At 49.9% G+C, this 523-nt stretch carries 1 protein-coding gene; it reads right to left on the reverse strand.

The features are described from left to right. Positions 1–395, reverse strand: a 395-nt coding sequence (yeiP, locus tag K5E19_RS23920; RefSeq protein ID WP_221553398.1) for an elongation factor P-like protein YeiP, incomplete at its 3' end; no start/stop codon positions are given. Positions 396–523: the final 128 nt, after the last annotated feature.

Below are 523 nucleotides of genomic sequence, written 5' to 3' on the forward strand. Positions count from 1 at the left end.
GTCTGCGGCAGTTCGAGTGCCAGCAGCTGGCCATCCCAGGTCAGAACCTGCATATCCGGCATGCCGCCTTCAGGAATAAACTGCAGCTCGTCTTCAATCTGGTCTTTGGTGAAGATATACGGCGTGTAGTCTTCTTTATCCATAAACACGTATTCGTTGCCGTCGATGTAGGAGAAATCAACGAAACGGCGGGTCAGGGTCACGGTATCAACGATATCGTCGCCTTTGAAACGCTCTTCGACTTTCAGACCGGTACGCACATCGGCAAAGCGCATTTTGTACAGTGTGGCTGCGCCACGGGCGCTTGGGGACTGAACATCGATATCTTTCACAATCAGCAGTTTGCTGTTGTAGTTCAGTACCATACCTTTCTTAATTTCGTTCGCTCTTGGCATTGCAATAATCCTGTCTACTGGGAGGTAAAAAATATCGCGCCAAATTACTCGCGCGCAGCCTTTCAGGCAAGCGGAATTAGTGGCTTTTGCTATCAATACACAAAAGGTGTTACTGTGCGCGCCACGCC

Origin of the sequence: Enterobacter sp. RIT637 (assembly GCF_019718755.1) — a bacterium.
GTDB lineage: Bacteria > Pseudomonadota > Gammaproteobacteria > Enterobacterales > Enterobacteriaceae > Enterobacter.